We start from the raw sequence: 26,452 nt of genomic DNA, 5'->3' as shown, positions 1-26,452 counted from the left end.
ACGGTTGTTCATTCTTTGCCGTGGGGGGTGTTGCATCTCCAGGCCGTACGGGGGCTGGTGCCGAACGTGCGGAGCAGGATTATCAGTAATATGCTATTTCTAGCAACGCTTATATATCAATTCCAGAATACACCCTTGATATTGCCCCACACGGCAATCAGAGGTATTAAAATGGTAACCGTCTACGATGTTCCTGCCGAACAGCTCATACTCAGGACGGCCCAGAAGCTCAAGGAGAACTCCAACATCGTTCCCCCTGAGTGGGCAGAGTTCGCTAAGACTGGCAGGCACACTGAGAGAGCCCCGTCCCAGGACGACTGGTGGTACACTAGGGCCGCATCTATCCTGAGGAAACTCTATGTGAAAGGTCCGATGGGATCCTCCAAGCTCGCGGCCGAATACGGCGGATACGCCGACAAAGGTTCTATGCCCAACAAGGCCGTCAAAGGAAGCCGCAACATCGCCAGAAAATGCATGCAGCAGCTCGAGGCGGCGGGATTCCTCGTTTCGAAAGAGAAGGAAGGTCGCTCAATCAGCCCCTCCGGGCAGTCCTTACTGGACAATGCCGCGAAAGAGGTTTACGACGAGATGACAGCCTGAGGGAGGTATCGGCATGGATGACCCTGAATTGGCAGCGCTCAGACAGAAAAGGCTCATGGAACTGCAGCAGCAGGCCCAGAGTCAGGCCGCCCAAGAGGAGCAGGCCAAAAGAGCCGAGACGCAGAGGCAATCTGTATTGAGGCAGATTTTGTCCCCCGAAGCCAGAGACAGGCTCGCGAACATCAGGCTTGCCAACCCCCAGTTGGCAGAGTCGGTTGAGATGCAGCTTATCCAGCTCGCACAGAGCGGAAGACTCAGGGGTGTCATAGACGACGCCATGCTGAAGAACATCCTTGCGCAGATCATTCCCCAGAAGAGGGAGATCACCATAGAGAGGAGATAATCATGTCAAGCACAAAGCCCCCCGCGATGAAGACAAGGCTTAACAAGAAGATCAAGCAGAACCGCCGCGTTCCCGCTTGGGTCATGATGAGAACGAACAGGCAGTTCCTCCGCCACCCCAAGAGAAGGTCGTGGCGCATGAGCAAACTTAAGGAGTGATTCCAATGGCAGATGAGATCGAGAGGAAGATCGTCGTCCCTCTGAGGAAGGCCAAGATGGCTCCCCGCACCCGCAGGACCAACCGCGCCGTCAAAGAGGTCAGGACTTTCATCGCCAGGCACATGAAGACCGGCGAAGACAAAGTTTGGATCGACGCCAGCGTCAACGAGAAGCTTTGGGAGAACGGAATTCGCAACCCCCCTTCCAAGATCACCGTCAAGGCCGTCAAATACGACGACGGACTTGTCGAAGTTTCCCTTACCGAGTGATCTATATGATGAGGCTCTCGCGCTGCGGCGGCAATCCCAACATAGGCGTGTTCGCGTCGGCCAACGAGAGCCTCTCTTTCGTCGCCGAGAATTCGTCGCCCGAATTCTTGAGGGACATCGAAGAGGCCCTCGGCGTGCGCACCGTGACTTTGACGGTCTCGGGTTCGTACGTCGTCGGCTCTCTGGTCGCAATGAATTCCAACGGGGCGGTGGTCACCGGGCTCGTAGAAGAGGATGAGTTCAGCAGGATGGTTTCGCAGATTCCCTGCATGAAGCTGTCAGAAGCCCTCAACGCCGCGGGAAACAACATACTCGTCAACGACAAAGGGGCAATCGTGCATCCCGGATATTCCGACGAAACCGTAAGGTCGCTGGAAGATTTCCTCGGGGTCGAATGCGTCAGGTCCGCCATCGCGGGATGCGACACGGTGGGATCCGTATGCGTCGCCACCAACAAGGGATGCGTCTGCCACGCCGACGCTTCCGACGACGATCTGGCTCTCATAGCCGACGTCCTGAAGGTGGAACCTCTCAGAGCTTCGGTTAACCGCGGCTCGCGGATGGTCGGGGCCGGGCTTGTCGCCAATTCCAACGGCGCCGTCGTCGGCGATGACTCCACGCCTATCGAGCTGGGGAAAATCGAGGACGGGCTCGTCCTGTACTGAGGATCGGCTCGGAAGGGCCCATCCTTTTCTTTTTTCAGCGGTCGAAGACCCAGCATTCCTTCATTTCAGTCAGGTCGTCGGAGGCGACGTCTATCTCGTTGCCGACATAGTCGACGTAATCCTCGGGCATCATCTCCAAGAAATCGTCAAGCGGAGTGATCGGCAGCGTCAGCCCTCCGACCCTGTAATGCATGGGGATTATTATGTTGGGGTTCACGATCTCTATGAATCTGCGGACCTCAGGCAGGACCATCGTGAAGACCTCGCCGGTCGGAACCATCAATATGTCGGCGCCTTTGATCTTGGATAAGACGCTGTCGTCCGGGATGCAGCCCAGATCGCCGCAATGGCAGATTCTGAGGCCTTCCATCTCGAACAGATACATCATGTTGATGCCTCTTTCGCTGCCCTGAGAGGTGTCGTGGTAGGTCTTCAGGCCCTCAAATTCCATGCCTCTGGCTTCAAAAATGCCTTCTTTGGCCATTATATCGGTATGTTTCCCGCCGATTATCCAGGCTGCCCTATGATCGTAATGGTCGTGCGTCATCAGAACTACATCGGCGGATGCCGCCGGAGGCTTTATGCCAAGGGAACGCCCATCGTGCGGGTCTATGATTATCGTACGCTCGGCATCCCCCAACTCAAAGCAGGCATGCCCGTGCCATCTGATACGCATGGGGCCTAATCATTGGGTTCCCTTAATAACTCTTACCGCCCGGTTCGATAGCATCCATCGCTATCAATAATAATCCAAACCACATTCGCGTTGTTATGAGGAAGGTTCTGGTTCTTGCGGTGGACAGGGACAACGACTTCGGCGGAAAGGGGAAGGTCCAAACGCCCGTAGTCGGCATCAACAGGTGCAAAGAAGCCGCCGCCGCATTGGGTATCGCGGACCCAGAAGATTCAGACACCAACGCCCTCTATGCCGCGATAAAGGTATGCCTGGAAATCCGCGACGATGGCGGCGACGCAGAAGTCGCGCTCATATGCGGGGACGAGACAGTCGGCCACAGATCTGACGAGCGCCTCGTGAAGGAATTCGAATCGATTCTGGAGCGTGTCAACCCCGACGGGATCGTTCTGGTCGGCGACGGCGCCGAAGACGAGTATGTCTACCCTATAATATCGTCCAGAGCACGCGTCGATTCCGTCCGCAAAGTCTATATCAGGCAGGTTCCGGGCATCGAAGGCTCCTTCTACATAATATCAAGGATGCTGGCCGACCCAGGCAAAAGGAAGCGCTTCATCGCGCCCATAGGCATGCTGGTGATGTTGATCTCTTTGTTCTTCATCATACCCAATCTGCTTATGTATCTGGGGGACGGGGATGCTTCGTATCTGCTGAAGATGTCCGGGAGCCTCTGCGTCTTCAGCATAGGTCTGGTCCTCTTGCTTTATGGGTATGACGTCTGGAACAAAGCGTCCAAATTCAAGACATACATCTACGACAACGTATTCAAGCAATCTACCCAGCTGATTTTCCTGATACTTTCGGCTTTCACCATTATCATGTCGGCCATATGGGCCTATCTTGACACGACCTCGCTTTATTTCCCCAACTTGACTGCGAGTTTGGCGTTCTTCCTCCAATCCATGGCTTGGCCGATCGGCATCGCCCTCATGCTTTACTTCACAGGTAAAATAGTGGTGGATTACCAGGAATCCAAAAGATTCAACACTCTCAACGTGATGTATTGCGTTACGCTCGCGGCATGCTGCTTCCTCGTCACGGGCATGTTCGACATCGCTCTGACATACATCAGTTTCCAGGACACCATCGCCTTGGGAATGATAGAGGCGGTTCTGGGCGTGGCTATATGGCTGGTCTCCAGCGGAATCACCAACCGCACGGTCAAGAAGCGCAGGAAGGAGAAGAGAAAGAGCAGAAGGAAGATCTCAGGCTCCAAGAAGGTTGGGAGAGATTCCGATGCTATTCTCTGAATGGGAGCCTGTTTACGAGGAGATCCTCGGCGACATGGGTTATTCTCGCGCAGACGACGAGGGAAGCGTCCGCGTGCTTGAGATGGCGACTCTGAATTGCGATCTGATTTCTGGTGAAGAGGCGGGGGAGCTCATCGGAGCCGAATGCACCGTGTTCGGGAATTCCCCGGGGCTGGAGAGAGACGTGGAAAGGCTGGGGACTAAAGGGACTCTAATAGCTTCCGGTTCGTCTGTCGGGCGTCTGCTGGCCATGGGGATAACACCTGACATCGTAGTCACGGACATGGACGGCGACATATCGGCGCAGTTGGAGGTGAGCTCCCGCGGCGCGGTGACGTTCCTGCATGCGCACGGCGACAACCGGGAGCTGGCAGCGAAATACGCCGGGCTGTTCAAAGGGCCGGTAGTCCTGACCACCCAGTCCGTACCTACGCTGATAGCCTACGATTACGGCGGGTTCACTGACGGGGACCGCGCGGTCTGCTTGGCAAGGCATTTCGGATGCAGGAGAATTTTCCTTCCCGGATTCGATTATTCCCATCCGATGCCCAAAGAAGGTTCCGATCCCGAGACCAAAGCCAAAAAACTGGCCTGGGCCAAGAGGATAATAGAAGGCATGAATCCTTCTGGGATCGAACTGGTCTATCGATGACATGCCTTTATATCAAGAAGATATAACGGCAGAAGATGAGCACGGCTTATGCGGTACTTCTGGTTCTTCTCATAATTTATGTGCCCATCTATCTGTGGGTTCTTACTCATAAGGAGAAAGCAGAGAAGTACCATCTGCAGAAGTACGGCCCAGCGCTCATGATAAAGACCCACATGGGCATAGAATGGATGGGCCGCATCGGACGCTATCACAGGTTTTGGAGGGCGTTCGGATTCTTCTCGAAGCTTACGTCGGCAGTCCTGCTTTTCCTCATCATGTACATGCTGATCGTGGCGATGCTTGCGCTGCCCTCCAGCATCGGGACCAAGGGCATAGGGATCGAATACGCTTTGGCGATTCCCGGCTTCAACCCCATACTTCCATTGAGCTATGGGATAGCGGCTTTGGTCGTCGCGGTCGTCGTGCACGAGATGGCCCATGGGATACAGTCCCGTTCCAACGGGATAGACGTGGATTCGACAGGTCTGCTCTATGGCGTGGTACCCCTCGGGGCGTTCGTGGAACCCAACGAGAAGCAGGTGGAATCCGCTCCCCGCAGGCCTAAGATGGATATCTACGCCGCAGGGATAACCGTCAACACTGTGGTCGCGATAATCTCGGTCGTAGCGGTCATCCTCTCCTGCGGCGCTATCGCATCCCCTTACGGAGACGAGGCCGGAGTCTACAGTATGGACAAGGATTCCCCTGCCTTGGATTCGGGCGTTCCCCTTTCCGCGCTGATAGTCGGCGCGAGGGAAGACGGATCCGATGTGACGCTTCCGATAACCTCGACGACTCTGAACAACGTGGTATCGTTCGGATTCGAAGATAGCGCTTACAAATTCGATCCGACCCATCGGTATTATCTGCGCTACATAATGGAAGGGGACGAGAGGGATTCCCAGGTCCCCGTCCAAATGGGCGCGTACATTAAAACCGTGGTCCAAAACAGTCCGGCGGAGAAAGCGGGCCTTCAGTACGGCAATTTCATCTATTCCATTACGATCAACGGCTCAGAGACGCTGATAGGATCTTCGCAAGAGTTCTCCGAATTCATGAAGACCACTTCGCCAGGGGACATGGCAACCATCGCCACCGTTTCGGTCGGCGATTCCCCGGAGATCGTCTACCATGATAAAGTCGCGCTTTCGGATTCCTCCGGAAATGGGTTCCTTGGGGTCTCCGTGACCATGGGCGGATTCACTCTGACGACTCCGGACAATATCAAAAGCATCGCTTCCAACCCGTTCGCGGCTGCTGATGGAAGCGCCATATCCTATGTGAAATCGTTTTTCAGCTATCTATCCGGCCCTATGGATGGAATGACCCCCATCAACGACAGCATGAGATGGTGGTATGATATGCCGATGGGCGATGTGGGATGGGTTATTCTGTCGCTTCTCTATTGGTTGTTTTGGATAGACATCCTTTTGGCCATCTCCAACGCCCTTCCCGCGTATCCGTTCGACGGAGGATTCATATTTGCCGGCGGGATTGACTGGCTGCTTGAGAAGCTCGGAGTGAGGGACGAAGAGAAAAGGAGCAAAACCGGAGGGAACATTGCATCCGCGGTATCCAACGTCGTGCTGCTGATGTTCTTGTTGCTGATAATCTCGCTCATCATCTGATCAAGGAGGGAGGAAATGCTTAGCATCTATGCCATGGGAGATATGGGGCCGGTGGAGGTGAGCGATATCGGCGAGGATGTATGGATAAAGATGACCAATCCTTCAAAGGAAGAGATTGCTAAAATCCAGAACGCTCTGGGCATAGATGTGGAGGTTCTCACGGCGGCTCTCGACGACGAGGAAGGGTCGAGGGCTGAGGTCGACATAGACTACACCCTCATAGTCATAGACGTCCCCGCGCAGGAATGGAGGAACGACAAATTGGAATACACCACGTTCCCCCTGGCCATAGCGATCACAGATACCGCCATCGTCACCGTATCCCTGGTGGAGACGCTGGGGATGGGCGGCCTCATCAAGAATAAGGTCAGCGTCCACGGGCCGGTCAACATAGCGAACAGGCCCCGCTTCGTCCTGCAGATGCTTTACAAGATTGCGCAGGACTATCAGACCGATCTCAAGTACATCGAGTCCAGAAGGCTCGCGATGGAAAGGTCGATCCGCGTCAAAACCGAGAGGGACGATCTTTTCGAGCTGCACGAGCTGGAATCCAACCTGGTATACTTCAAGACGTCTCTGTCGGTCAATTCGACCGTCGTCGGAAGGCTGGCAAGACAATCACGTTTCGTCTCCAGCGAGGAGGACAAGGACCTGCTGGACGACGTGATAATCGAGATGAACCAGGCTCTGGAGATGACCGACACCTACAGCCAGATCGTCAAAGGTACCCGCCAGCTGGTGGAGGCGGACATGAACAATTCCCTGTCCACCGTCATGAAGTCCCTCACGATCATCACTCTCATAATGTCGATACCGACGATCATAGCCAGCTTCTTCGGCATGAACGTCAGGCTTCCATTGGCCGATTACTACGACATGTGGAAGCTGATCGTGGTGGTCATGATAATCGGGTGCCTTATCGCGGCGGTGTTCCTGCGCACAGGAAACCTTTGGAAAAAGAAGAAAGTGCGATCTCGCTCAGGGTGGTTATGAATGTCCGTCAAAGAAATGGCCGATGCGATAAGATCTTTCCCAGGCGTCACGAGGAAGAGGAAGATACGCGACGTAGTGGATCTCCTTCCCACCGCCGGATTCCCTCACGTATTCGCGGCGGAAGGCGAGGATGCCGCGGCGCTGGATGTCGGCGACCAATACATCCTTTTCGCGGCCGACGGGATCATGCAGTCCCTTATGGAATCCGATCCGTATATGGCCGGCTATTTCTCCGTCCTCGTCAACGTCAACGACATAGCGGCCATGGGCGGAAGGCCGTTGGGTATGGTCGATGTCATGTCCCTCGGCGGAGGAGGGGATTCGTCTGGCATCATCCGCGGGATCCAGGAAGGGATAAGGAAATTCGCGGTGCCGGTGGTCGGAGGCCACACGCATCCCGACTGCGATTACGACGCCATCGACATGTCCATCGTCGGGATAGTCCGCAAGGATGCCATCCTGCTCAGCAGCACGGCAGTGGCGGGCGACGACATCGTGTTCGTAATAGACACCGTCGGATGGTATCCGGACAACATCCCGTACGCATACGTCACCACCATGGACAAAACCGATGAGATCGTGAGGGCGCAGATGGAAGCCGTGGCCATCGTTGGCGAGAGGCATCTGGCCCACGCATGCAAGGACATGAGCAACCCCGGGCACATCGGCACGTTGGGCATGATGCTGGAGTCTTCGGCCAGAGGCGGAACGGTCGATATCCGCAGCATACCGATCCCAGAAGGCGTCGATCCCATCAGATGGGCTTTCACCTACCAAGGATGCGGTTTCGTGTTCGCCTGCCCCCACGAAAACTCTGCGGAGATAATTTCCATTTTCGCAGGATGCGGATGCGAAGGCGCCATCGTCGGCAAAGTCGATGCTTCTCGCGTTCTGCGCATAACCGACGGGGATGAGACCGCAGTGGTATTCGATTTCCGCGAGGATATCATCACCGGATGCGTTGTCGGGAGGCCTTTGGAATGAGGCTTTTCGGCGGCAGAAGCGACGCTCCCTTATCGGAAGCCAAAGCTGATAAGGCTTTCAAAGCCGGGATGACTTTGATCGAGGGAGAGGACGATTCCGAATCATTCAAGGCTGCGGCGGAGAGATTCGAGGAAGCCGCGATGGCCGGCCACATAGAAGCGCAATACATGCTGGGATATTGCTATTATAAGTCTCCGATGGCCGGCAGGAGCTATGAGAAAGCAGTCTATTGGTATTCCAAGGCCGCCGATCAAGGACATCCGGAGGCCCAATACGCTTTGGGGCAGATGTACGAGAATGGGTACGGTGTTCCGCAGTCTATGGCGAAGGCCGCCGCAATGTATCTTAAGGCCGCGGAGAACGGGCACGCCCAAGCGCAGCTAAGTTACGCCGAGCTATGCGAGAACGGTACGGTCGATGGGGATGCGATCTTTTGGTACTCCAAAGCGGCCGATCAGGGTCTGAAAATCGCCGCCGAGGCTCTTAAGCGCTTAGAATGAAATAGAGAGCCTGGCCACAGAGGTTGACTCCTCATCCCGCACCAAGTTTGCCATTCCGCTTCTCAACCCTGCTTTCCCGTAAACGTCAGCCGCTCAAGGTAAGGCTGCTCCCGTCAGGACCTGACCCGGTTCCCCCGATAAGGCGCGAACAACGACCCTCCGACCGTCTTCCACGCTTACTCCGACTCTACAGGACAAGATATCATTGTCACTCGATGGGCTTGATGGTTCAGCGGGGCCGTCCCCTGCTGTCGCCCCCGCGTATTGACGATTTCGGGTGTAGGGCACGCCAAGCGCCCCGGCCAAGCCAGACAATACCGTATAGCAGTCTGTTTAAAATAGCTTTCTTTTTGTTTCTATATGCGGAGGATAAGGAAAATGCACGGAACCAGTCCGTGCGAATGGTTTCATTCCTCGCCATCGACGATCAATGCCTCTCCCAGTATTATGTGAGGGACTTTGATCTTGGAAGTGGGGATATTGTCATTGGGCGTGTCTGTATCGTCTTCGATTACGCGGCAGTTGACGCCATAGACCTCGGTTATGTTCTCCGCTGTGAGGACTTCCTCTGGGGACCCTACTGCATGGATGACTCCCGGTCTGGCCAGCATTATCACTTTATGCGCATACTTTGCGGTTATGTTCAGATCGTGGCTGATGGTGAGCACAATCATATCACGTTTCTCTGCGATGGCTCTGAGCATCTCCATCACATAGACCTGATATTTGACGTCCAAGTTGGCTGTCGGCTCGTCAAGAATAAGGACCGGGGTCTCTTGGACGATTCCTCTGGCGATGGCAACTTTTTGGTGCTGCCCCGCGGAGATCTGGTTGAATTTCTTGTATGCCAAGCCTTCGACATGCAGGAGCTTCATGGCTTCGTAGACTTTCTTGAGGTTCTCTTCTCTGGTGCAGTCTTTGTTATGGTTGTATCTCCCGACCATTATCGTATCTACTACGCTCATCGAGAATGCGTCCTGAGAGAAGACGGGAACGTAGCCGATTTTCTTGGCCAGTTCTTTGAAATGCATCGTGGATATGTCCACGTCGTCTACGAAGATCTTTCCTTTCTGCGGGATATTGATCTTGTTGAGACATTTGACTATGGTGGACTTCCCAACTCCGTTAGGCCCGACTATGCAGTAAAGTCCCGGCTCCTCCAGAAGAAGATTCACATCTCTGAGAACGATCTTATCATTGCTGTATCCGAACGATACGTCTTTGAGCTCTATTTTGGTCATTCTCACCACACCTTCTCGCTTCTTCTGAGTATGAGCCAGAGGAACACAGGTCCGCCGATGAATGCCATGACAACACCGACCGGCAACGGGGTCGATATCAAGCTTCTTCCTATCTGATCCGCGCACAGCATTATCATCCCTCCGGATATGGCGGAGGCTGGGATGAGGTATTTGTTGTCCGCTCCGATGAATATGCGGCATATGTGCGGCGTCACCAGCCCAACGAATCCCACCAATCCGACGAAACTGACGATGGCAGAGGCGAGGACGCCTGAGATCAGCAGAAGGATTATCCTGAGCTTGTCAGCGTCTATCCCAAGGGCTTTGGAGCTTTCGTCGCCTGTAGCAAGAACGTTTATCTTTCCGGAGCTCAGCCAAAGGATGAACACGCCTACTATGCTGCAGATCAGCACCAATGGGACGTTGTCTATCGTGACCCCTTTGTTGCTGAGAGATCCTATCTGCCAGGCGTAGATATCTTTCATCGCGTTGGGATCCGACCAAAGCATGAGGACGGAAGTCGCAGCGTTGAACACGTACATGATGCCTATCCCGGCCATTATCATGGTGGTCGGAGCCGCATTGGAAAGCCTCGAGACCGCTATGATCACCATAGTGGGGATAAGCGCGAAGCAGAACGCGAAAATTATGAGGATCCAGGAGTTTCCCATCGTGAGGCCTAAGGAGATGGCGAAGGCAGCTCCAAAGCCAGCCCCAGAGGAGACTCCGGTTGTATAAGAATCCGCCAAAGGATTCTTCAGAATGCTCTGCATCACGGCACCGACAACTGCAAGCGCCGCACCGCCTGCTATAGCGAATATTATGCGCGGGAGCCTGTAGTCCCATATTATGCGGTCTTTCGCCATGTCCTCAGCGGAATCGCCTATCGAACCCGTGATGTGTCTCCAAAGGTAATCGTATGTGTCCCAGAAAGAGATGTCGTATGCGCCAAGAGAAATGGAATAACCCGCGACTATGAAAATGATCGCGACACAGATGGCGATGAACAGATACTTGTATTTTATCAGCTTGTTATATTGCTTCAGCGTGCTCTTGAATTGAGCATCCGTGCTTTCGATACCTTCGTCCCATGTGTCAACCAGATCTATCACTTTAGAGCTGAGCATCGGGTCCTTCGTGGTATCCTCATAATATGTCATTTCAGCACCACTTTGAAAGAAGGGGATGGCACCCCGAAGGGGCCATCAATTGATCTCAAGCGCCGGGAGTGTAGTCGTTGAGCTTCTGGTTCTCACCGCACTTTATCGGGAGGTAGTGGTAGTCGGCAGACATGTCGATGTCTTTGCCCATGTTGGTGAAGTTCTGGAAGTAGTAGTTCACCTTGTTCATCGCATCCTCTTCGGGGAAGTAATCGTCGCCCCACATGAGGTATCCGATGTAGCATATGGTTGCAAGCCCGTGAATGCCGCCTATAAGCTCGAACGGCATGACGATAATCTTGTCGTTCATGTAAGCGTTGGTGACGCTGAAATAGTCGACTACAGGCGAGACTTTTTTCTTGAAATCTTCGAGGCTCGTGTCGCTTCCTGCGATGCCATAGTGCTCCAAAATGACGAATTCAGGGTTCTTGGTAGCGAGATATTCCGCTTCAAGTCCGGTGTACATTCCGCCGTAGTACCTGGTCACAGGGGGAAGCGCGTAGGTAACGGGGAGCTTTTCCATGTTCATGACGTCGTTGTACTGCATTGCCATCGTGTTCACACAGTCCAGATCGATGTTTGTGGCGGATGAGGGCTGGAAAGAGATGACATACGTTTTAGAGGACGCGTGAGCATTCTTTATGGCATTATCAATGGAGGTGTTGATGTCTTTGATATATTCGACGTATTTTGCTGTGTTAGCCTGAAGCCCCATGAGGACTCCCATTGTAATGATTGTCTGTGTGTAGTCGACGCCGTTCAGGTATCTGTTTAGAGGCAAGTTAAGAACAGTACAGGTTGAGTCCAGCTTCTTCATCTCGCTGGCGAATTCGTCTGTGGTTCCATAGGGGTCACCGAGAACAATCTTGGTCTTGGTAGCGAGGATTTTCTCTGCGTCGAAGTCTCCGGCATCGTTGTCGATGTAGGTGAGGTGACTCTTGAGGCCGGGATAAAGGGTCTCGCTGAGTCCTTTTATGTGGTTCTCTCCGCCATGTCCAGTTCCGACGACATCGTCAAGAACGCCGAGGACAACCGCAACATCGTATCCAGTGTTGTACTGGACAGTAATGTTGCCTCTCAGGGGGAAGAGAGATGTCGCAACGCGCTTGTAATAGTTGAGGTATTTAACTTCGAATTGCTCGGTGCTGGAAGTGGCGTTGAGCATTCTCTGGAGCATATCCACATCTTCTTGCGTCACCTTTCCATCTGCGTTGGTATCGGCGAGCGGGTTAGCATCGATGCTCCAAGTTTTGGTTCCAGCGACAAACTGTTTGAGGAGGGTCAGATCTTCGTTGTTAAGGTAGCCATCGTTGTTAGCATTGCCGAAAACGAGGTTCTCTACGTTTTCAACATCAAATTTCTCATAAAGGGGATCGGCTTTTACGTCCTCTCCCACAGTGTATTTGTCTCCGCCACCGCTTTTTGAGTCTCCATTCAGGAGCAAAGCTGCGGCAGCTATTGCTACGACGATCACTACGATCGCGCAGATAATAGCTATCGTTTTACCGTTCATGATATCACTGGATATACTATCCAGTATCTTAACTATTTGATTTTATAAATACTTCTCCTTACAATAGTACTAAGAAAAATATAAATATCAAATTATTTAGATGTATTCAATTGATAATATCTTTTAAATTACTATAAGTAATTCTAAATTTGATATGTAGCGTATGCTTTTTTCATTTAATTGTTATTTTAGTGTTGTCAACAGCATTTTATTTTAGTTGTCATAGTAATCCTATTATCAGGTGCAAGCATGGACGCCGAGGAGATCACGATAGACTACTGGACCCGTTCCGCGAAGGGATATAAGAAACACATCCAAGATTCATTTCAGAATGAGGAGGAAGAGATGTGGCTGGGATACCTGCTTTCTTTCGCCCCCAAAAAAGATCGCCTCAAGGTTTTGGACATCGGAACCGGCCCAGGATTTTTCACGGTCATTCTGAACAGGGCCGGCCATGATTGCATCGGGATAGATGCGACGGAAGCGATGGTCGAAGCTGCCAGGGACAACGCCAGGCAGCAGGGCGTCAAGGCGGAGTTCCGTCTGATGAGCGCGGATGATCTGGATTTCCCTGACGATACCTTCGATCTGATAGTCAATCGCAACGTCACTTGGACGCTTCCGGATTTGGAAGTCTGTTACAGAGAGTGGCGCAGAGTTCTCGCTCCGAACGGCGTTATCCTGGTTGTAGACGCGAACTACTATCGCAACCAGTTCGACGAATCTATTGGGTTGGATTACCTCCGTCTTATGCGCCAGGACATATTGGATGGCAGGCTCCACGATGATGACCGCGATGATTTCCACATCAGAGCCGAATACTGGGAGACCCGCCCCATGGCCGGCACCGACCGCCCGAAATGGGATGCCAACGTCCTCAAGAAGCTGCGTTTCGTCGACATTGCAGCAAACGATGAGATCCCCTCCCTTAAAAAGCCGAATTCCAAGAGCACATACCAGCTGATGGAATATTTCTCGGTCTCAGCCCGCAAACCATCGCCAGAAGAGTATGACAGAGTATTCTTGGACGAGTATTGGGGCGGGATTTCAGGATGCATGAGCGCGCATTCGGCGATGGCGCTGGAAAACGGGTCTGCCGAAGCATATGTCCGCTCCCTGGGGCTGCCGGAAGGGTCTAAGGTCCTTGATGTCGGATGCGGAGGAGGCGCTGTTACTGAGGCCCTTCGCAGAGCAGGGTATGAAGCGATCGGCATCGATTCGAACAGGCTTGCCATAGAATTGGCCCGGCTCAATTCGCCGGAAGGGATCATGCAAGTCGGCGATGCTGCCGATCTGCCCTTCGATAGCGGGACATTCGACGCCGTCGTCATGCGCAATGCCGTTTGGTGTCTGCACAATCCAGAGGGAGCTTATAGGGAAGCCTGCCGCGTGCTGAGGAAAGGCGGGGTTCTTCTAGTCACAGACGGCCAATGGAAGAAAGAGCTGAGCGGGATATCCGCCGAAGATATGCCCATGTACGTCCGCCGCGATCTTGGTTTCGGAGGCACTTCCATCACGGAGGATATCATGTCCCGCCTCCCTCTGACCGAGGAGATGAGACCGCAATGGGATCTGGAGGTTCTTGCTCGTTTGGGCATGCCGGCATCCGCGAAGCCGTTCAAGGATCCGACCCTGCCCCCGAGCGCGGATAGAATATCATCCAAGGGATTCGCAATCAGAGCATGCAAAGGATGAGAGGGTCCGGCTAGCCCATCCAGCAGAAGCGCAGAAGATTCAGAGATTGTCGTCAAAAGCCGCTTCGATCTCGTCGATCCTGTCTCTGAGCTTGCCCAATTCGGACAGCTGGTCTCTGACATATTCCTCGTATCCGGGCTTGAGGACGCATCCGTTGGAGGAAGGGGCGATGACACCGTCCTTTTCCAGAAGGCGCAGGAGATATCTCACTTTATGGCGGGGCTGATCCAGCGCCTCCGACAGTTTGATGATCCCTATCGGCTGGTTCGCCTCTATCATGCGGATCATGCTGAGCATGCGGAAGAGCTTATCCATTTCCTCGTTGACTTGGAGAGTCGCCTTGCCGACGGCCATATTATCCCCCGAAGGGTAAACGCCAGCGTTGAATAAGAAATTTGCCAGCGATTTCGGGCAGTTTTTATACCGTTTCCGCATGCGTGTGGGCATGGACATCGAAGAAAGATTCAACCTCATCACGAGGAACACGCTCGAAGTCGTCGACGAGGAGTCCCTGAAAAAGCTGCTCGCCGAGAAGGAGCACCCAAGGCTGTACATCGGGTTCGAACCATCCGGCCTCTGCCACTTCGGGTGGATGCTCGTAGCCAATAAAATCAGGGATTATATCGAGGCGGGATTGGAGGTCATAATCTTCTTCGCCGATTGGCACGCCCAGATCAACGGGAAGCTCGGAGGCTCGCTCGAAACCATCCAGCTCTGCGCCGAATACATGAAGGACAGCTTCGAATCCCTCGGCATCCCCAGGGATAAAGTAAACTTCGTCATGGCATCCGAGATTCTCGACAACGATTACTGGGCGACCGTCATCAAAATCGGCAGCGAGACTTCCATCGCCAGAGTCAAGCGCGCCATGACCATCATGGGACGCAAAGCGGACAACGACGAGGTCAAGACCTCCATGATGCTCTATCCTCTCATGCAGCCAGCCGACATTTTCAAGATGGACATAGACATCGGATACGGCGGATTGGATCAGAGGAGGGCGCATATGCTCGCCCGCGACGTCGCCAAGAAATGCGGATGGAAAGCTCCTGTTGCTATACACACCCCGCTTGTCCCCGGACTCAAAGCGATGAACCGCATGGATCCGGCCGCATCAAAGATGTCCAAATCCAAGCCGGATTCCGGAATTCTCATCCACGATAAGCCAGAGGACATAGAGAAGAAGCTCCGCGGAGCCTTCTGCCCGATGCCGGGAGAATACGACAATTCCGTCATCAAGGTGGACAAGACCGAGGAAGGCGGAGAAGCCACCACCGGCAACCCGGTCTTGGAGATCGCCAGGCTGCTCCTCTTCTCGAACGGCGCCAAGCTCAGGATCGAGAGGCCGGAGAAATACGGCGGATCCTTCGAGGTCGCCAGCTACGAGGAGCTCGAGAAGGCCTACCAGAACGGCCTCCACCCCAACGACCTCAAGCATGCCGTGGCGAAAGGCATATCCGACAGCCTCGCCGGTTCCCGCGAGTATTTCGAGAGGAACCCGGGCAATTACAGGAAGTTCTGCGAAGCCATCGGAAGGGAGATCTGAGGGGTCTCCCCTCCCAAACTTCTTATCGCCTTTTCTGCAACTATTATATATGGAATCGCCTATTGGCTGTTAAGCGTGACAATTGTTAGCACGCAACACGGTGAATCAAATGACTCTGTTAGGAATACCCGACCCATGGATCTGGATGGCCTATATCGGCTGCTTTGCGTGCGTCGTATTTTGCTGCATATACGGCTATATGAAAGGCGGATCCGCGGAGGAGGATGAAGAGGATGGCAGTTGAAGGCGTCAATCTGACTCTCTTCGGAGCGATGACGGTCGTTTTCGTCATCATAACCGTCCTTCTGGGCTGGTACGGCTATAAGAATACAAAGAACGATCAGAACGAGTTCCTTCTGGGAAGGGGGAAGACCGGGCCGATCGTCATAGCGCTTTCCTACGGAGCAACTTTCCTCAGCGCATCCGCGGTCATCGGATTCGGCGGCCAGTCCGCGGTCCACGGAATGACTCTGATGTGGCTCTGCTTCCTGAATCTGGCCGTCGGTCTGATCGTGGCGTTCCTCGTGTTCGGAAGGAGGACCAGGCGCCTGGGCAAGAAGCTTGGGGCGTCCACCTTCGCGGACCTTCTCGGGAAAGCCTACGATTCCAAAGGGATCCGCGCTTTCACCGCGATCGTCATCTTCGTGATGATGCCCATTTACACCGCCGCGGTCCTCAAGGGCGGGGTCAATTCCCTGGCGGTCATCACCGGCCTCACCGATTATTACAACTACATTCTGCTTGCTCTCTCGCTCATCGTGGCCGTCTATGTCGTCTACGGAGGGATAATCGCCGTCATGTACAACGACGCGTTCCAGGCCGCGATCATGTTCGTAGGAATGGTCGCGATATTCGTCGTCACCATCGTTTACTTCGGAGGCTTCGGAGCAGGCTCGGAGCAGCTCACCAACCTTTGGGACGAGAAGATAGGCGAGACCAATCTGGGCGTGCTGGATGGGTTCCGCGGATGGACGTCCAGCGCAGAGTTCGGATCCAAAGAGTGGCTCACTGTGGTCACCTCGTTCCTGATGGGAGTCGGCATAGGTGCGCTCACCCAGCCCCAGCTCGTGGTCAGGTTCATGTCCGCCAAGAGCGACAGAGACCTGAACAAATCACTGATCATCGGATCCATCTTCATGTTCGTGATCGTCGGTTCCGCATACACCGTCGGATCCCTCAGCAACGGATATTTCGACGACCAATACGGGCTCACTTCGTTCCAATACATCAGCGGGCTCGGATTGGGGACGGATTTCATCATCCCGCAGTACATCCTCGAGATATTCTCAGGAACCACCTACGGCGACATCTTCGTCTCCCTGTTCCTCCTGTCCCTGATTTGCGCTTCGATATCCACCATCAGCGCCCTGATGCACACCATCGGTGCCGCCGGAGGGTACGATCTGTACGAAATCATAAGGTCGAAGAGGCAGGGCAAGGAGACCCACGAATCCTCTGTGCGCATCAGCCGCATAGTCATCGCCGTCATGATGGTCATCGTCGTCGTGTATTGCTACGTGATGCCCAAGGACATCATTGCCAAGGCAACCTCCCTCTTCATGGGGATGACGGCCGCGGCGCTGCTTCCGGCTTATTTCCACGCGGTATACTCCAAGAATCCCAGCAAGAAGGCCGCATTGGCCAGCATCACCGTCGGCACGGTCAGCTATGTGTTCCTCGCGCTCTTCGTGAACAGCGGAATGAGCATATTCCTTCCGATCTGCAAGATGCTCACCGGGCAGGCGGTGCTCATGCCCGACAATATGATCGCTTACGTCGATCCGCTGGTGATCGCTCTGCCGGTGTCGATTCTGACCATGGCCATCATGGTTATGATGACGAAGAAAGAGCGGCTATCAACCTGAGCCAAAACGGGGGTTAGCGCCCCCTTCATTTTCGGTTTTCCCATAGGCTTTCCCATCCCAAAAGGAACAAACTAAGTACGGCTTGGCGATGGGCATCCATGGAATCCGCGCTGGAGCTTGAGAACGTTTCCGTGAGAAGGGACGGCAAGTACATACTCAAAAACGTGACCATGACCATCCGCAAAGGCGAGAATGTCGCGGTCATCGGCCCCAACGGTTCCGGAAAGACGACATTGATCAAGCTTCTCCGCGGGGACATACTCCCGTACTATGACGAGGACAAACCAGGCAGAATAAGGATATTCGGCAGGGACCGCTGGAATATCTTCGATATACGCGGCAAGATGGGCGTGGTGTCAATGGATCTTCAGAACAGATTCCGTCCGGACACAACTTCGTTCGAGGTCATCTGCTCAGGGTTCTTCAGCAGCATGGATATCTTCCGCAACATGCAGGTCACCCCGGAGATGGCTTCGGCTGCCAGGTCGGCGGCGGTGATGATGGGCGTGGAGGACGTTCTGGACAGGGCAATCGAGAACCTGTCTTTGGGAGAGATGAGGCGCGTCCTGATCGCCAGGGCAATGGCCACTTCGCCAGACCTTCTTGTGCTGGATGAGCCCATGACCGGCCTTGACATCGTGATGAAATCGAAGTTCCGCGCGATGTTCGACATCCTCATGGCCAGAGGGGTTAGCATAGCGATGATCACCCATGACCTTACCGACATCCCAGAATCCATGGGCCGCATCATAATGATCAAAGACGGCGAGGTCTTCTGCGACGGAAGGAAAGAAGATCTCCTCACCGACGCTTAGATCTCCGAGCTATATGGAGACAATATAAAGGTTGGTTTCCATGACGGATTGTACTCGATGAGATTGGCCGGAGGAACCGAATGAGATACATATGCTCTGAATGCGGAAGCGAGATACCAGGCGATTCTGATTTCTGCTACAAGTGCGGATGCCTGAAATCGAAGGCGTATCCCATCAATGACGACGGCGGTCAGGCCAGCTTTTGCCCCAGCTGCGGCGCGGAGACCGGGATCGGAGAGCTTTACTGCGGCAAATGCGGCGCCAAGCTTCCTACGGCCGCCCCGATCAGAATCGGATTCGGAAAGTATGGGGCCATCGCTATGTTCACCGCGCTCATCGCCGGTTTCATTCCGATACTGGGGCTGGGACATCTCATCATGAAGGAATGGATAAGGGGAGGAATGTTCCTGTCGATGACCGCCATATATTGGTACATCATCCTCTCGGCGGGGAACAGCCTTATTATGGTCCTGCTGAACGTCGGCCTTTACATCTATCAGGCGGTCGACATATTCAGGATCGTCATCATGAGGGGCCTTACAAATGAGCGATTGGACCGAGAAATACCGCCCTCACACTCTCGACGGAGTGATCGGAAATCCCTCTGCGGTCAATTCTCTGAGGCAATGGGCGAAGCAGTGGGAAACAGGCATTCCCAAATTCCGTGCGGTAGTCCTGATGGGATCGCCGGGGATAGGGAAGACCACCTCGGCTTTGGCTCTCGCGGAGGAGATGGGCTGGGATGTCGTGGAGATGAACGCCTCCGACCAGCGCACCGGGAAAGACATAGAGCAGATAGCTCTGCGCGGCTCCCAATTCAACACCTTCGGCGAGGACGGCAGCTATATGCCAGTTTCCGAGGGCAAAAGGAAGCTCATAATATTGGACGAAGCCGACAATTTCTTCGGGAACTCTGATAGGGGGGCTTTGTCTTCAGTCAACGATCTCATCAAGTCGACCAAGCAGCCGGTCATCCTCATCGTCAACGATTTCTACGAGCTCAGCAGAAAGAGCAGCGCAATCAAGAACGGGACGCTTCAGATTACGTTCAAGAGATCTACAGCTTCGTCCATGGCGAAGGCTCTCGGAAAAATTGCGGAAGCCGAAGGCATCAAGGTGGAGCCGGCCGCAATGGAGAATATCGTGGCCAACGCCTCAGGTGACATGCGCGCGGCGATCAGAAACCTGCAGTCCCTTGCGTTGGGCGCGGATACCGTGACAGAGGAGATGTCGTTGGGCCTTTCCCAGCGCGACTCCCGCAAGGATATGTACGACCTAATGACAGCCATATTCCGCAGGAACGATCCAGGAGCTGCCCGCAGAGTCATGCTGGATGTCGATGCCGAGCCTAAAGACGTGGAGATCTGGGTCGATGAGAATCTACCTTTCGAGTATCCCGATACCGGCGATCTCGTCCGCGGATATGAGGCTCTGACACGCGCAGACCTGTATCTTTCCAGGGTCGTAAGGCGCCAATACTACCGCTTCTGGTCCTATGCCGGGGATATGATGAGCATGGGGGTAGCCAACGCCAGGATGACGGACAGAGGCTCCAGGGAAAGGATACGCTTCCCGATGTATCTCTCCAAGATGTCGAAGTCCAAGTCCGTCCGTGCGATGAAGAAGGCCGTAGTCCAAAAGATTGCGGTGACTTACCATACCTCCACGAAGCGCGCCGCGTCGGATATGCTCCCATACATCAAGGCGATCATGGCGAACGACCCAGAGATCAGAGTCCCGCTGGCTGAGGCTTTGGGGCTGGAACCAGAGGAGATGGCTTTCCTGATGGATGCGAAGGCGGATTCCTCGGCCATAAAAAGCATGTTCAAGGAGGTCGCGGAGAGGGCCGAGTCAAGGAGGATATCGTCGCAGATGGCGAAACCATCCGAGACCCCCAAACAACCTGCGTTCGTCGCGCCTCCCGCTGAGACGAAGCCGCCTGCTCCGGCTGTGGATCTTTCCCCTAAGGCAGCGAAGAAGAAGCCCGAACCGGAGGCCGACCCGCCCAAAAAGAGCCAGCGCTCAATCTTCGATTTCTGAGGCATCAAAATGGACGAAGCGTACAGGGACCTTCTCATAAAGCAGCAATACCGCCTTTACAAAGACCACGCCGCGGTGAAGCTCTGCCATTGGATGAAAGAGAGCATGCTCCACGAGAGGCACTGCTACAAGCAGGATTTCTACGGCATTCAAAGCCATCGCTGCCTCCAGATGACACCGGCGATCAACGAGTGCAGCCATATGTGCACGTTCTGCTGGAGGATCCAGGAGCACGACTTCGAGGTCAAGGATTGGGCGGAGCCGAAAGAGATGCTGGACGCGCTCATAGAGCACCAGAGGAAGCTCATCTGGGGGTTCAAAGGGGACCCCAGATGCGATCCCAAGATGTTCGAGGAGGCCCGCAGCCCCAACCAGGTGGCCATCTCGCTGGCAGGGGAGCCAATCACATACCCGTATCTTTCCGAGTTCATAGCCGAATGCCACAGGCGGAAAATGACCACATTCATGGTAACCAACGGGACCTATCCGGACAGGCTGGAGGCGTTGGATACCCTGCCTATGCAGACGTACGTCACGGTGGCGGCTCCCAACGAGGAGATCTATAAGAAAGTCTGCAGGCCCAAGGCGAGCGGCGGGTGGGACAAGCTGATGAGGACGTTGGAATTGCTTCCGTCGCTGGATACCAGGACGGTCATCAGGCACACTTTGGTGAAGGGCGAGAATATGGGCTGGATCGACGATTACGCCCGCCTCGACCGCATCGCGGACCCCAATCTCGTGGAGCCCAAGGGCTACGTATTCGTCGGGGGGTCCAGAAACAGGCTCACGATGGCCTGCATGCCGTCTTTCTCGGAGATCAAGGAATTCTCGGCCGATCTGGGCGCTAAAATCGGGATGGAAATCATCAAGGAGCGCTCCGACAGCCGCGTTGTCCTTCTGGGGCATTCCGGCGAGGAGACCGACGTCAGAAAGATCTATGGCTGGCCAACCGAGTCTTAAGCCCGATTAGGAAATCCATTCCGTCCGACAGCCATTTTTCGGCTGCCGATTGTCTTCTTGCGGTGGTCTAGCAGATATGAGCCGCAGACCGGGCTTTCTATGATGTTGCGTGAGCGCACGCGTTCGGTTTGATATATTCCGCGCCCGGCTCACCCGATGAGAACGGAGGTTCTACGATGCAACCGAACAACAACATGATAAAACGCAATATCAGGGACGCCATCTTCAAAAGCTTCTTCAGGGACAGGGAAAACGTGTTCAGGCTTTACAAGGAGCTCAATCCGGAAGACACGGATGCGACCGCTGAGGACATCTGCGTCTGCAGGCTGAAGCGCGTCCTCGGAAAAGGATTCACGAACGAACTGGGTTTCTTCGTCGCAGACAAGCTTGTATTGTTCTCCGAGTCCAAAAAACTGGATGCCGCATCGTTCAAACTGGGGTCTCTTTTCTTCGTGGCCGAGACGGCTCAGTGCTTCATGTCTGATCTGGGCATCCGCAGGGAACACATCAAATACTTGGGCATCCGCGAATGGATGTCTTTCTCGGCGATCGTCAGCGGCGATGACAGGGCCATCTACAAGCTCACGAAGATCTCCGGAGATATGAGAGGCGATTCCGATCTGGAGAGGATCCCAGTAATGGAAGGCGGCATCGTCGGCGGATATGCCGACATCTGCGGCATAATCGATTCCCTGATACCGGAGGAAGGGGAAGCCGACGCAAAAACTGCGCTGGACCGTGTTCTGGACGAATGCGAGAAGCGCTGCGGGGAGATAGGGTCGATCGTTGCCTCCTCGACGCTGCAGGTCAGAGCGATCTTCGAGGAGCTGTGCGAAGACGAGGATATCGCCATGACGTTCTGCAAAATATACGAGAGGAAAGGGTCGAGGATGGAGTTGTCCCGCATAGTCGACCATCTGTTCGCCATCGGGAAGACCCCGGAGGAAATCTCCGAGATCGTCGATACGTCCGTGGAACTCGTATCATTCAGGTCGGATGAAGCCAATCCGACCGACTCATAAGTGAAAATGAAAAGGGAGGGGGTTAGCCCCCTCATTCTGGAATCACATGCCGGGCATTCCGCCCATTCCGCCTGGAGGCATTCCGGCTCCGGGGCCGCCCGCCGGAGGCGCGGATCTCCTCGCGGCGATGACGTCATCGATCCTGAGGATCATGTTGGCGACTTCCTCGGCGGAGTTGATGGCCTGGACCTTCACTCTGAGGGGCTCGACGACGTTCTTGGCGAGCATGTTGACGGCCTCAGCCTCATCGAGGTCGATGCCGTAGTAAGCGGAGTTGGAATCCTTCTTCTGGTGGGCGTTCTTCAGCTTTATGATGGCGTCGATGGGATCGATACCGGCGTTCTCGGCGAGGGTCCAGGGGATGATCTCCATGGCCTTGGCGAATTTCTCGATGGCCAGCTGCTCCCTTCCGCCGACGGACGAGGCGTAATCCAGAAGCCTGAGCTCGAGTTCGCTCTCGGGGGCTCCGGCTCCGGCGACGACTTTGCCGTCTTCGATGGCGACACCGACGACGCGGATGGCATCGTTCAGGGCCCTCTCGACTTCCTCGAGCACGTGCTCGGTTCCGCCGCGGGCGAAGATGGTGATGGCCTTGGGGTTCTTGCATTCGGAGATGAAAGCCATTCCCTCCTCTCCGATCTGCTTCTCGTCGACTGCGCCGGCGGTTCCCAGATCTTCGGGGGTGATCTCCATGACGTTTCCGACGATGTTGGCTCCGGTGGCCTTGGCGATGGCCTCGAGGTCACTCTGCTTGAGCCTCCTGTATCCGAGGATCCCGTTCTTGGCGAGGTAGTGCTGGACGAGCTCATCCACACCCTTCTGGCAGAAGACGACGTTGGCTCCGACTGCCTTGATTTTGTTCACCATTTCCCTCATGCTGTTCTCTTCCTCGTCCATGAAGGATCTCATGGAGTTGGGGTCGGTGATCTGGATCTGAGCGTCGAACTCTGTCTTCTTGACCTCAAGAGGGCAGGAGAAAAGGGCGATTTTGGCGTTCTCGACGTGGGAAGGCATCCTGGAGTGGACTTTCTCTTTGTCGATGATGACTCCCTCGACCAATTTGGTGTCGGCGATGACGCCTCCGATCTTCTTCTGGATGCGGATGTTTTTGACGTCGACCTTTCCGTTCTCGGCGACGGCTTTGCAGGCTTTGACGACGATGCAGGCCAGAGCATTCTCCTCTTCGCCGACGGATTTTCCGGTCAGGGCGGTCTTGGCGACGCGGCAGAGGATTTTGTTGTCGTTGGCGGGGACGGAGATTTCGTTGAGGATCTCGACGGCTTTCTCTGAGGCCATCTTGTACCCGTTGGTGATGACGGTGGGGTGGACGTTGGCGTCGATGAGCTCTTCGGACTGTTTGAGGAGCTCTCCGGCGAGTATGACGGAGGTTGTGGTCCCGTCTCCGCACTCGGTGTCCTGGGTCTTGGCGACCTCGACGACCATCTTGGCGGCGGGGTGCTGGACATCGATCTCCTTCAGGATGGTGACTCCGTCGTTGGTGATGACGACGTCTCCGATGGTGTTGACCAGCATCTTGTCCATCCCTTTGGGGCCGAGGGTCGACCTGACGGCGTCGGCGACGGCTTTGGCGGCGGAGATGTTGTTGAACTGGGCTTCTTTGTCCTTGCTCCTCTCGGTCCCCTCTTTGAGGACGATGACGGGCTGGTTTCCGTTTCCGTACATTTGAATGCACCTATGGAGGCGGATACAATATTCCTTCTATATAAACTATTCTCAAATTCTCACAAATTTGAGGTTATTAGGATTGAACGATGGTGCGCGAGCGTCGGTTTATTTATCATTATGCGGTATGCGGTCTTATGGACAGGGAGGGCGCAAAGGCGAAGGCCGTTGAGGTGGGGGACGCGCTTTTCAGAATCGTCACCATACTGATGGCCATAGCCATGATCCTGTATGTCGTGGCAGAGATTTACCATAATATTAAATTTTATGGCATCTTCGGCTGCGCGATTTATTATGGGGTTCCTTTCGTTTGCGCGCTGCTGATCCTTTTGGACCGGCATCGCAGCGTCTTCTTCGCCGTGGGCATGTTCGCCATTTCAATAGGGTTTTCCAGGTTTCTGAAATACGGAACGATGATACTGAGCGAAAGCGGAGAGAGCATTTTCTCTTTGGCTATGTTCTATGGCGGCATAGTACTCACGATTCTGGCGCTGAACATGATGTATTCGGGTTACAGATACATCAAGCGCAATTCTCGCTCTGTCACATACATCATAATATCGACTTTTCTGTTCTCCGCCGTAATAATGGGAGAGATCATCATGAGACTCAGGTCTACGGAGGACACCATGTCCTTTTTGGCCGAGACCAGCAATCTGATGGCGACTCTGTTCATGTATCTGATCTATTTAGGCCTGGTATGGTCGGAGCCTGTGAGGAGATCCACCAATCTGGAGAAGCTGGAAAATACTCTCACCACCCTGAGGGTTGACAACAGCGTCGGATTGGATCTCTCCATGCGCAAAGGGGCGATCGATAGGTTCGTCGGTTTCGTCAGCGGCGAAATCCCGGGCGATCTCCATGCGGCAGGCCCTGTGACCTCCAGAATCAGAGTCAAGGCTCATGACGGGCTGGTCTGGATGACTTACAATCTCGAGAGATGGGACGACGGCCGCGTCTACATGACCGTGGACCGCTCTGAAGATGATTCGGCCCTCGATCCCACTGTTTTCATCGTGGAAGACGCAAAATTCCAGGATGGGGAGCTTGCTGTGAGATTCGGCAGCGGAAGGGTATCCAGATTCAGGATAAGGGGCGAATCGGAGGATGAAATCTCCATGGCGGGGGTTTTAGATTGAAGCTGACGTGCTGGCACAAAGGAATGTTTCTTGCCGTGACCATGTCCCTTACGGCATTGCTGTTATGGCTGGGCAACAAAAATGAGGATGCATGGACTCCCTTGGGAATCGGCTGCATGGTTCTGCTTATTGTCGGCTCATTTTTGGTCGCCCGCACTTCCAGAAGCAGCCTCAAAGATTCCTTGGCCATAGCATCCATGTTTATGGGCGCCTATATCGTCTTGAACGCGGCCGTCGGCCTGATGTCCGAAAACGACAGGGTGTTCGTGTTTTATCTGGGCATGTTCATGGCGGGTGGCGCGGTCATCTTCTTCGGTTTCGGGCTTTTCGCCGGGGTGAATTACAACATCATCAGAATCCGGTGCCTTTCTGCCGTAGTGCTCGGCGCCGCTCTGATATATTTGGTGACGAATCTGGTGACGATAGAGGATATCGTCCTCTGGGCGAAGAGCTTTTGGATTTATTTCATTCTGATCGCTCAGGTGTCGGCGTTCCTGGTTGTTTCATTGGACCGCTAGCTCGGGGCATTCCTTATCTGGGAAAGCCTCGACGATTCCATCGAAGCAATCTCGAAGAGGATGCGCGATGCGACGGACGCGTATCTGATCAGGGAAGACGCTGAGAGGCTGGCATCCGCGATAGGGAAAGAGGGCGCCACGGAAGAGGCCGTTCTGAGGAGCCACTCCCACGGAAACAGGCCGATCATCGCGTCTTACATCGATGGCAGATCGGTCATCGACATAGTCCGGGATGATAGCGGCAACAAAGATCCTTTGCTGTCGATGGAGACGCGCTGCGCATCGCTGTCCGAGGAGGCAGTCATATTCTACGGCGTCGGAGGGCGCAGAATCAAGCTGAAGATTTTCGACGGCATCCAAGAGGACATGTCGAATCCGAAGATTTTCGGAGTGGAGTTCGATGCCCGCAATTTTGGCCGGTGGCTGAAAAAGAAGTTAGGGAAGAGGCAAGAGCCGGACTGAACAGCAATAGGGATTCGGCGCTTTCCATAGAATGAACTTCGCTGAGAGGTCTCTCGT

The 26,452-nt window shown here is 54.3% G+C and carries 27 protein-coding genes and 1 other RNA gene; 21 read left to right on the top strand and 7 right to left on the bottom strand.

The window, feature by feature from the left end; translation table 11 throughout:
- Positions 1-171: 171 nt before the first annotated feature.
- Genes IKP20_06135 through IKP20_06115 form a run of 5 tightly spaced genes read left to right on the top strand, consistent with a single transcriptional unit; the run spans position 172 to position 2,035 of the window.
- Positions 172-600, top strand: a complete 429-nt coding sequence (locus IKP20_06135) for a 30S ribosomal protein S19e (GenBank protein ID MBR4504532.1) — start codon at positions 172-174, stop codon at positions 598-600.
- A 13-nt stretch (positions 601-613) separates the two neighbouring features.
- A complete protein-coding gene (locus IKP20_06130; protein MBR4504531.1) occupies positions 614-943 on the top strand; it encodes a DNA-binding protein in 330 nt (109 codons plus the stop codon).
- A gap of 2 nt (positions 944-945) precedes the next feature.
- Positions 946-1,101, top strand: coding sequence for a 50S ribosomal protein L39e (locus tag IKP20_06125; protein MBR4504530.1), 156 nt, complete (start codon positions 946-948; stop codon positions 1,099-1,101).
- A 5-nt stretch (positions 1,102-1,106) separates the two neighbouring features.
- A complete protein-coding gene (locus IKP20_06120; protein ID MBR4504529.1) occupies positions 1,107-1,370 on the top strand; it encodes a 50S ribosomal protein L31e in 264 nt (87 codons plus the stop codon).
- 8 nt (positions 1,371-1,378) lie between these two features.
- Positions 1,379-2,035, top strand: a complete 657-nt coding sequence (locus IKP20_06115) for a translation initiation factor IF-6 (protein ID MBR4504528.1) — start codon at positions 1,379-1,381, stop codon at positions 2,033-2,035.
- Between the two features lie 34 nt (positions 2,036-2,069).
- Here IKP20_06115 and IKP20_06110 read toward each other — a convergent pair whose 3' ends face one another.
- On the bottom strand, positions 2,070-2,711 hold the full coding sequence (locus tag IKP20_06110; protein ID MBR4504527.1) for an MBL fold metallo-hydrolase: 642 nt from the start codon (positions 2,709-2,711) through the stop codon (positions 2,070-2,072).
- Positions 2,712-2,806: 95 nt separating this feature from the next.
- On the opposite strand from IKP20_06110, the gene IKP20_06105 reads away from it, so the two are divergent.
- Genes IKP20_06105 through IKP20_06080 form a run of 6 tightly spaced genes read left to right on the top strand, consistent with a single transcriptional unit; the run spans position 2,807 to position 8,736 of the window.
- Entirely contained in the window at positions 2,807-3,979 is a 1,173-nt protein-coding gene (locus IKP20_06105; protein ID MBR4504526.1) for a DUF373 family protein, read from the top strand.
- Positions 3,966-4,631 (top strand): DUF115 domain-containing protein, encoded by a 666-nt coding sequence (locus IKP20_06100; protein ID MBR4504525.1) that lies wholly within the window; start codon positions 3,966-3,968, stop codon positions 4,629-4,631. The genes IKP20_06105 and IKP20_06100 overlap by 14 nt, the downstream gene beginning before the upstream one ends.
- 35 nt (positions 4,632-4,666) lie before the next feature.
- Positions 4,667-6,259, top strand: a complete 1,593-nt coding sequence (locus IKP20_06095) for a site-2 protease family protein (GenBank protein MBR4504524.1) — start codon at positions 4,667-4,669, stop codon at positions 6,257-6,259.
- A 15-nt stretch (positions 6,260-6,274) separates the two neighbouring features.
- Positions 6,275-7,252, top strand: coding sequence for a magnesium transporter CorA family protein (locus IKP20_06090; GenBank protein ID MBR4504523.1), 978 nt, complete (start codon positions 6,275-6,277; stop codon positions 7,250-7,252).
- Positions 7,253-8,236: a methanogenesis marker 2 protein gene (locus IKP20_06085; GenBank protein ID MBR4504522.1), complete on the top strand. Its 984-nt coding sequence runs from the start codon at positions 7,253-7,255 to the stop codon at positions 8,234-8,236.
- Positions 8,233-8,736 (top strand): sel1 repeat family protein, encoded by a 504-nt coding sequence (locus tag IKP20_06080; GenBank protein MBR4504521.1) that lies wholly within the window; start codon positions 8,233-8,235, stop codon positions 8,734-8,736. The genes IKP20_06085 and IKP20_06080 overlap by 4 nt, the downstream gene beginning before the upstream one ends.
- Before the next feature lie 7 nt (positions 8,737-8,743).
- On the opposite strand, the gene ffs is transcribed toward IKP20_06080, so the two are convergent.
- The 4 genes from ffs to IKP20_06060 form a co-directional block, all read right to left on the bottom strand.
- An RNA gene (ffs, locus tag IKP20_06075) (signal recognition particle sRNA) lies at positions 8,744-9,050 on the bottom strand.
- Between the two features lie 93 nt (positions 9,051-9,143).
- Complete coding sequence (locus IKP20_06070; protein ID MBR4504520.1) at positions 9,144-9,977, bottom strand: ABC transporter ATP-binding protein; 834 nt, start codon at positions 9,975-9,977, stop codon at positions 9,144-9,146.
- Positions 9,978-9,979: 2 nt separating this feature from the next.
- Positions 9,980-11,137, bottom strand: coding sequence for an iron ABC transporter permease (locus IKP20_06065; GenBank protein MBR4504519.1), 1,158 nt, complete (start codon positions 11,135-11,137; stop codon positions 9,980-9,982).
- A 55-nt stretch (positions 11,138-11,192) separates the two neighbouring features.
- The gene (locus IKP20_06060; protein MBR4504518.1) at positions 11,193-12,533 is read right to left on the bottom strand and encodes a hypothetical protein; all 1,341 of its coding nucleotides are present in this window, start codon (positions 12,531-12,533) and stop codon (positions 11,193-11,195) included.
- A 366-nt stretch (positions 12,534-12,899) separates the two neighbouring features.
- Here IKP20_06060 and IKP20_06055 point away from each other — a divergent pair, with 366 nt between their 5' ends.
- Positions 12,900-14,345: a methyltransferase domain-containing protein gene (locus IKP20_06055; GenBank protein ID MBR4504517.1), complete on the top strand. Its 1,446-nt coding sequence runs from the start codon at positions 12,900-12,902 to the stop codon at positions 14,343-14,345.
- Positions 14,346-14,384: 39 nt separating this feature from the next.
- On the opposite strand, the gene IKP20_06050 is transcribed toward IKP20_06055, so the two are convergent.
- A complete protein-coding gene (locus IKP20_06050; GenBank protein ID MBR4504516.1) occupies positions 14,385-14,699 on the bottom strand; it encodes a hypothetical protein in 315 nt (104 codons plus the stop codon).
- A gap of 91 nt (positions 14,700-14,790) precedes the next feature.
- Between IKP20_06050 and IKP20_06045 the strand changes: the two genes are divergently transcribed.
- The 6 genes from IKP20_06045 to IKP20_06020 all read left to right on the top strand — a co-directional run bounded on the left by IKP20_06045 (position 14,791) and on the right by IKP20_06020 (position 22,593).
- A complete protein-coding gene (locus tag IKP20_06045; protein MBR4504515.1) occupies positions 14,791-15,891 on the top strand; it encodes a tyrosine--tRNA ligase in 1,101 nt (366 codons plus the stop codon).
- A gap of 233 nt (positions 15,892-16,124) precedes the next feature.
- Positions 16,125-17,756, top strand: coding sequence for a sodium:solute symporter family protein (locus IKP20_06040; protein MBR4504514.1), 1,632 nt, complete (start codon positions 16,125-16,127; stop codon positions 17,754-17,756).
- A 98-nt stretch (positions 17,757-17,854) separates the two neighbouring features.
- A complete protein-coding gene (locus IKP20_06035; GenBank protein ID MBR4504513.1) occupies positions 17,855-18,571 on the top strand; it encodes an ATP-binding cassette domain-containing protein in 717 nt (238 codons plus the stop codon).
- Between the two features lie 588 nt (positions 18,572-19,159).
- On the top strand, positions 19,160-20,611 hold the full coding sequence (locus IKP20_06030; GenBank protein ID MBR4504512.1) for a replication factor C large subunit: 1,452 nt from the start codon (positions 19,160-19,162) through the stop codon (positions 20,609-20,611).
- A 9-nt stretch (positions 20,612-20,620) separates the two neighbouring features.
- Positions 20,621-21,571 (top strand): 4-demethylwyosine synthase TYW1, encoded by a 951-nt coding sequence (gene twy1 / locus IKP20_06025; GenBank protein MBR4504511.1) that lies wholly within the window; start codon positions 20,621-20,623, stop codon positions 21,569-21,571.
- A 176-nt stretch (positions 21,572-21,747) separates the two neighbouring features.
- On the top strand, positions 21,748-22,593 hold the full coding sequence (locus IKP20_06020; protein ID MBR4504510.1) for a hypothetical protein: 846 nt from the start codon (positions 21,748-21,750) through the stop codon (positions 22,591-22,593).
- A 42-nt stretch (positions 22,594-22,635) separates the two neighbouring features.
- On the opposite strand, the gene IKP20_06015 is transcribed toward IKP20_06020, so the two are convergent.
- The gene (locus IKP20_06015) at positions 22,636-24,276 is read right to left on the bottom strand and encodes a TCP-1/cpn60 chaperonin family protein (protein MBR4504509.1); all 1,641 of its coding nucleotides are present in this window, start codon (positions 24,274-24,276) and stop codon (positions 22,636-22,638) included.
- 137 nt (positions 24,277-24,413) lie between these two features.
- Here IKP20_06015 and IKP20_06010 point away from each other — a divergent pair, with 137 nt between their 5' ends.
- The 3 genes from IKP20_06010 to IKP20_06000 are packed head-to-tail and all read left to right on the top strand — an operon-like array spanning position 24,414 to position 26,395.
- Positions 24,414-25,415, top strand: a complete 1,002-nt coding sequence (locus IKP20_06010; GenBank protein ID MBR4504508.1) for a hypothetical protein — start codon at positions 24,414-24,416, stop codon at positions 25,413-25,415.
- Positions 25,412-25,933 carry a hypothetical protein gene (locus IKP20_06005; GenBank protein MBR4504507.1) on the top strand — a complete coding sequence of 174 codons (522 nt, stop codon included), beginning with the start codon at positions 25,412-25,414 and terminating at the stop codon, positions 25,931-25,933. Before IKP20_06010 ends, IKP20_06005 begins: the two co-directional genes overlap by 4 nt.
- A gap of 60 nt (positions 25,934-25,993) precedes the next feature.
- Entirely contained in the window at positions 25,994-26,395 is a 402-nt protein-coding gene (locus IKP20_06000; GenBank protein ID MBR4504506.1) for a hypothetical protein, read from the top strand.
- Positions 26,396-26,452 lie beyond the last annotated feature (57 nt).

The sequence above is a fragment of the Candidatus Methanomethylophilaceae archaeon genome (assembly GCA_017524805.1).
Taxonomy (GTDB): domain Archaea; phylum Thermoplasmatota; class Thermoplasmata; order Methanomassiliicoccales; family Methanomethylophilaceae; genus Methanoprimaticola.
The sequence above is the reverse complement of the archived record's forward strand: the minus strand, read 5'-3'. Positions and strand labels throughout refer to the sequence as shown.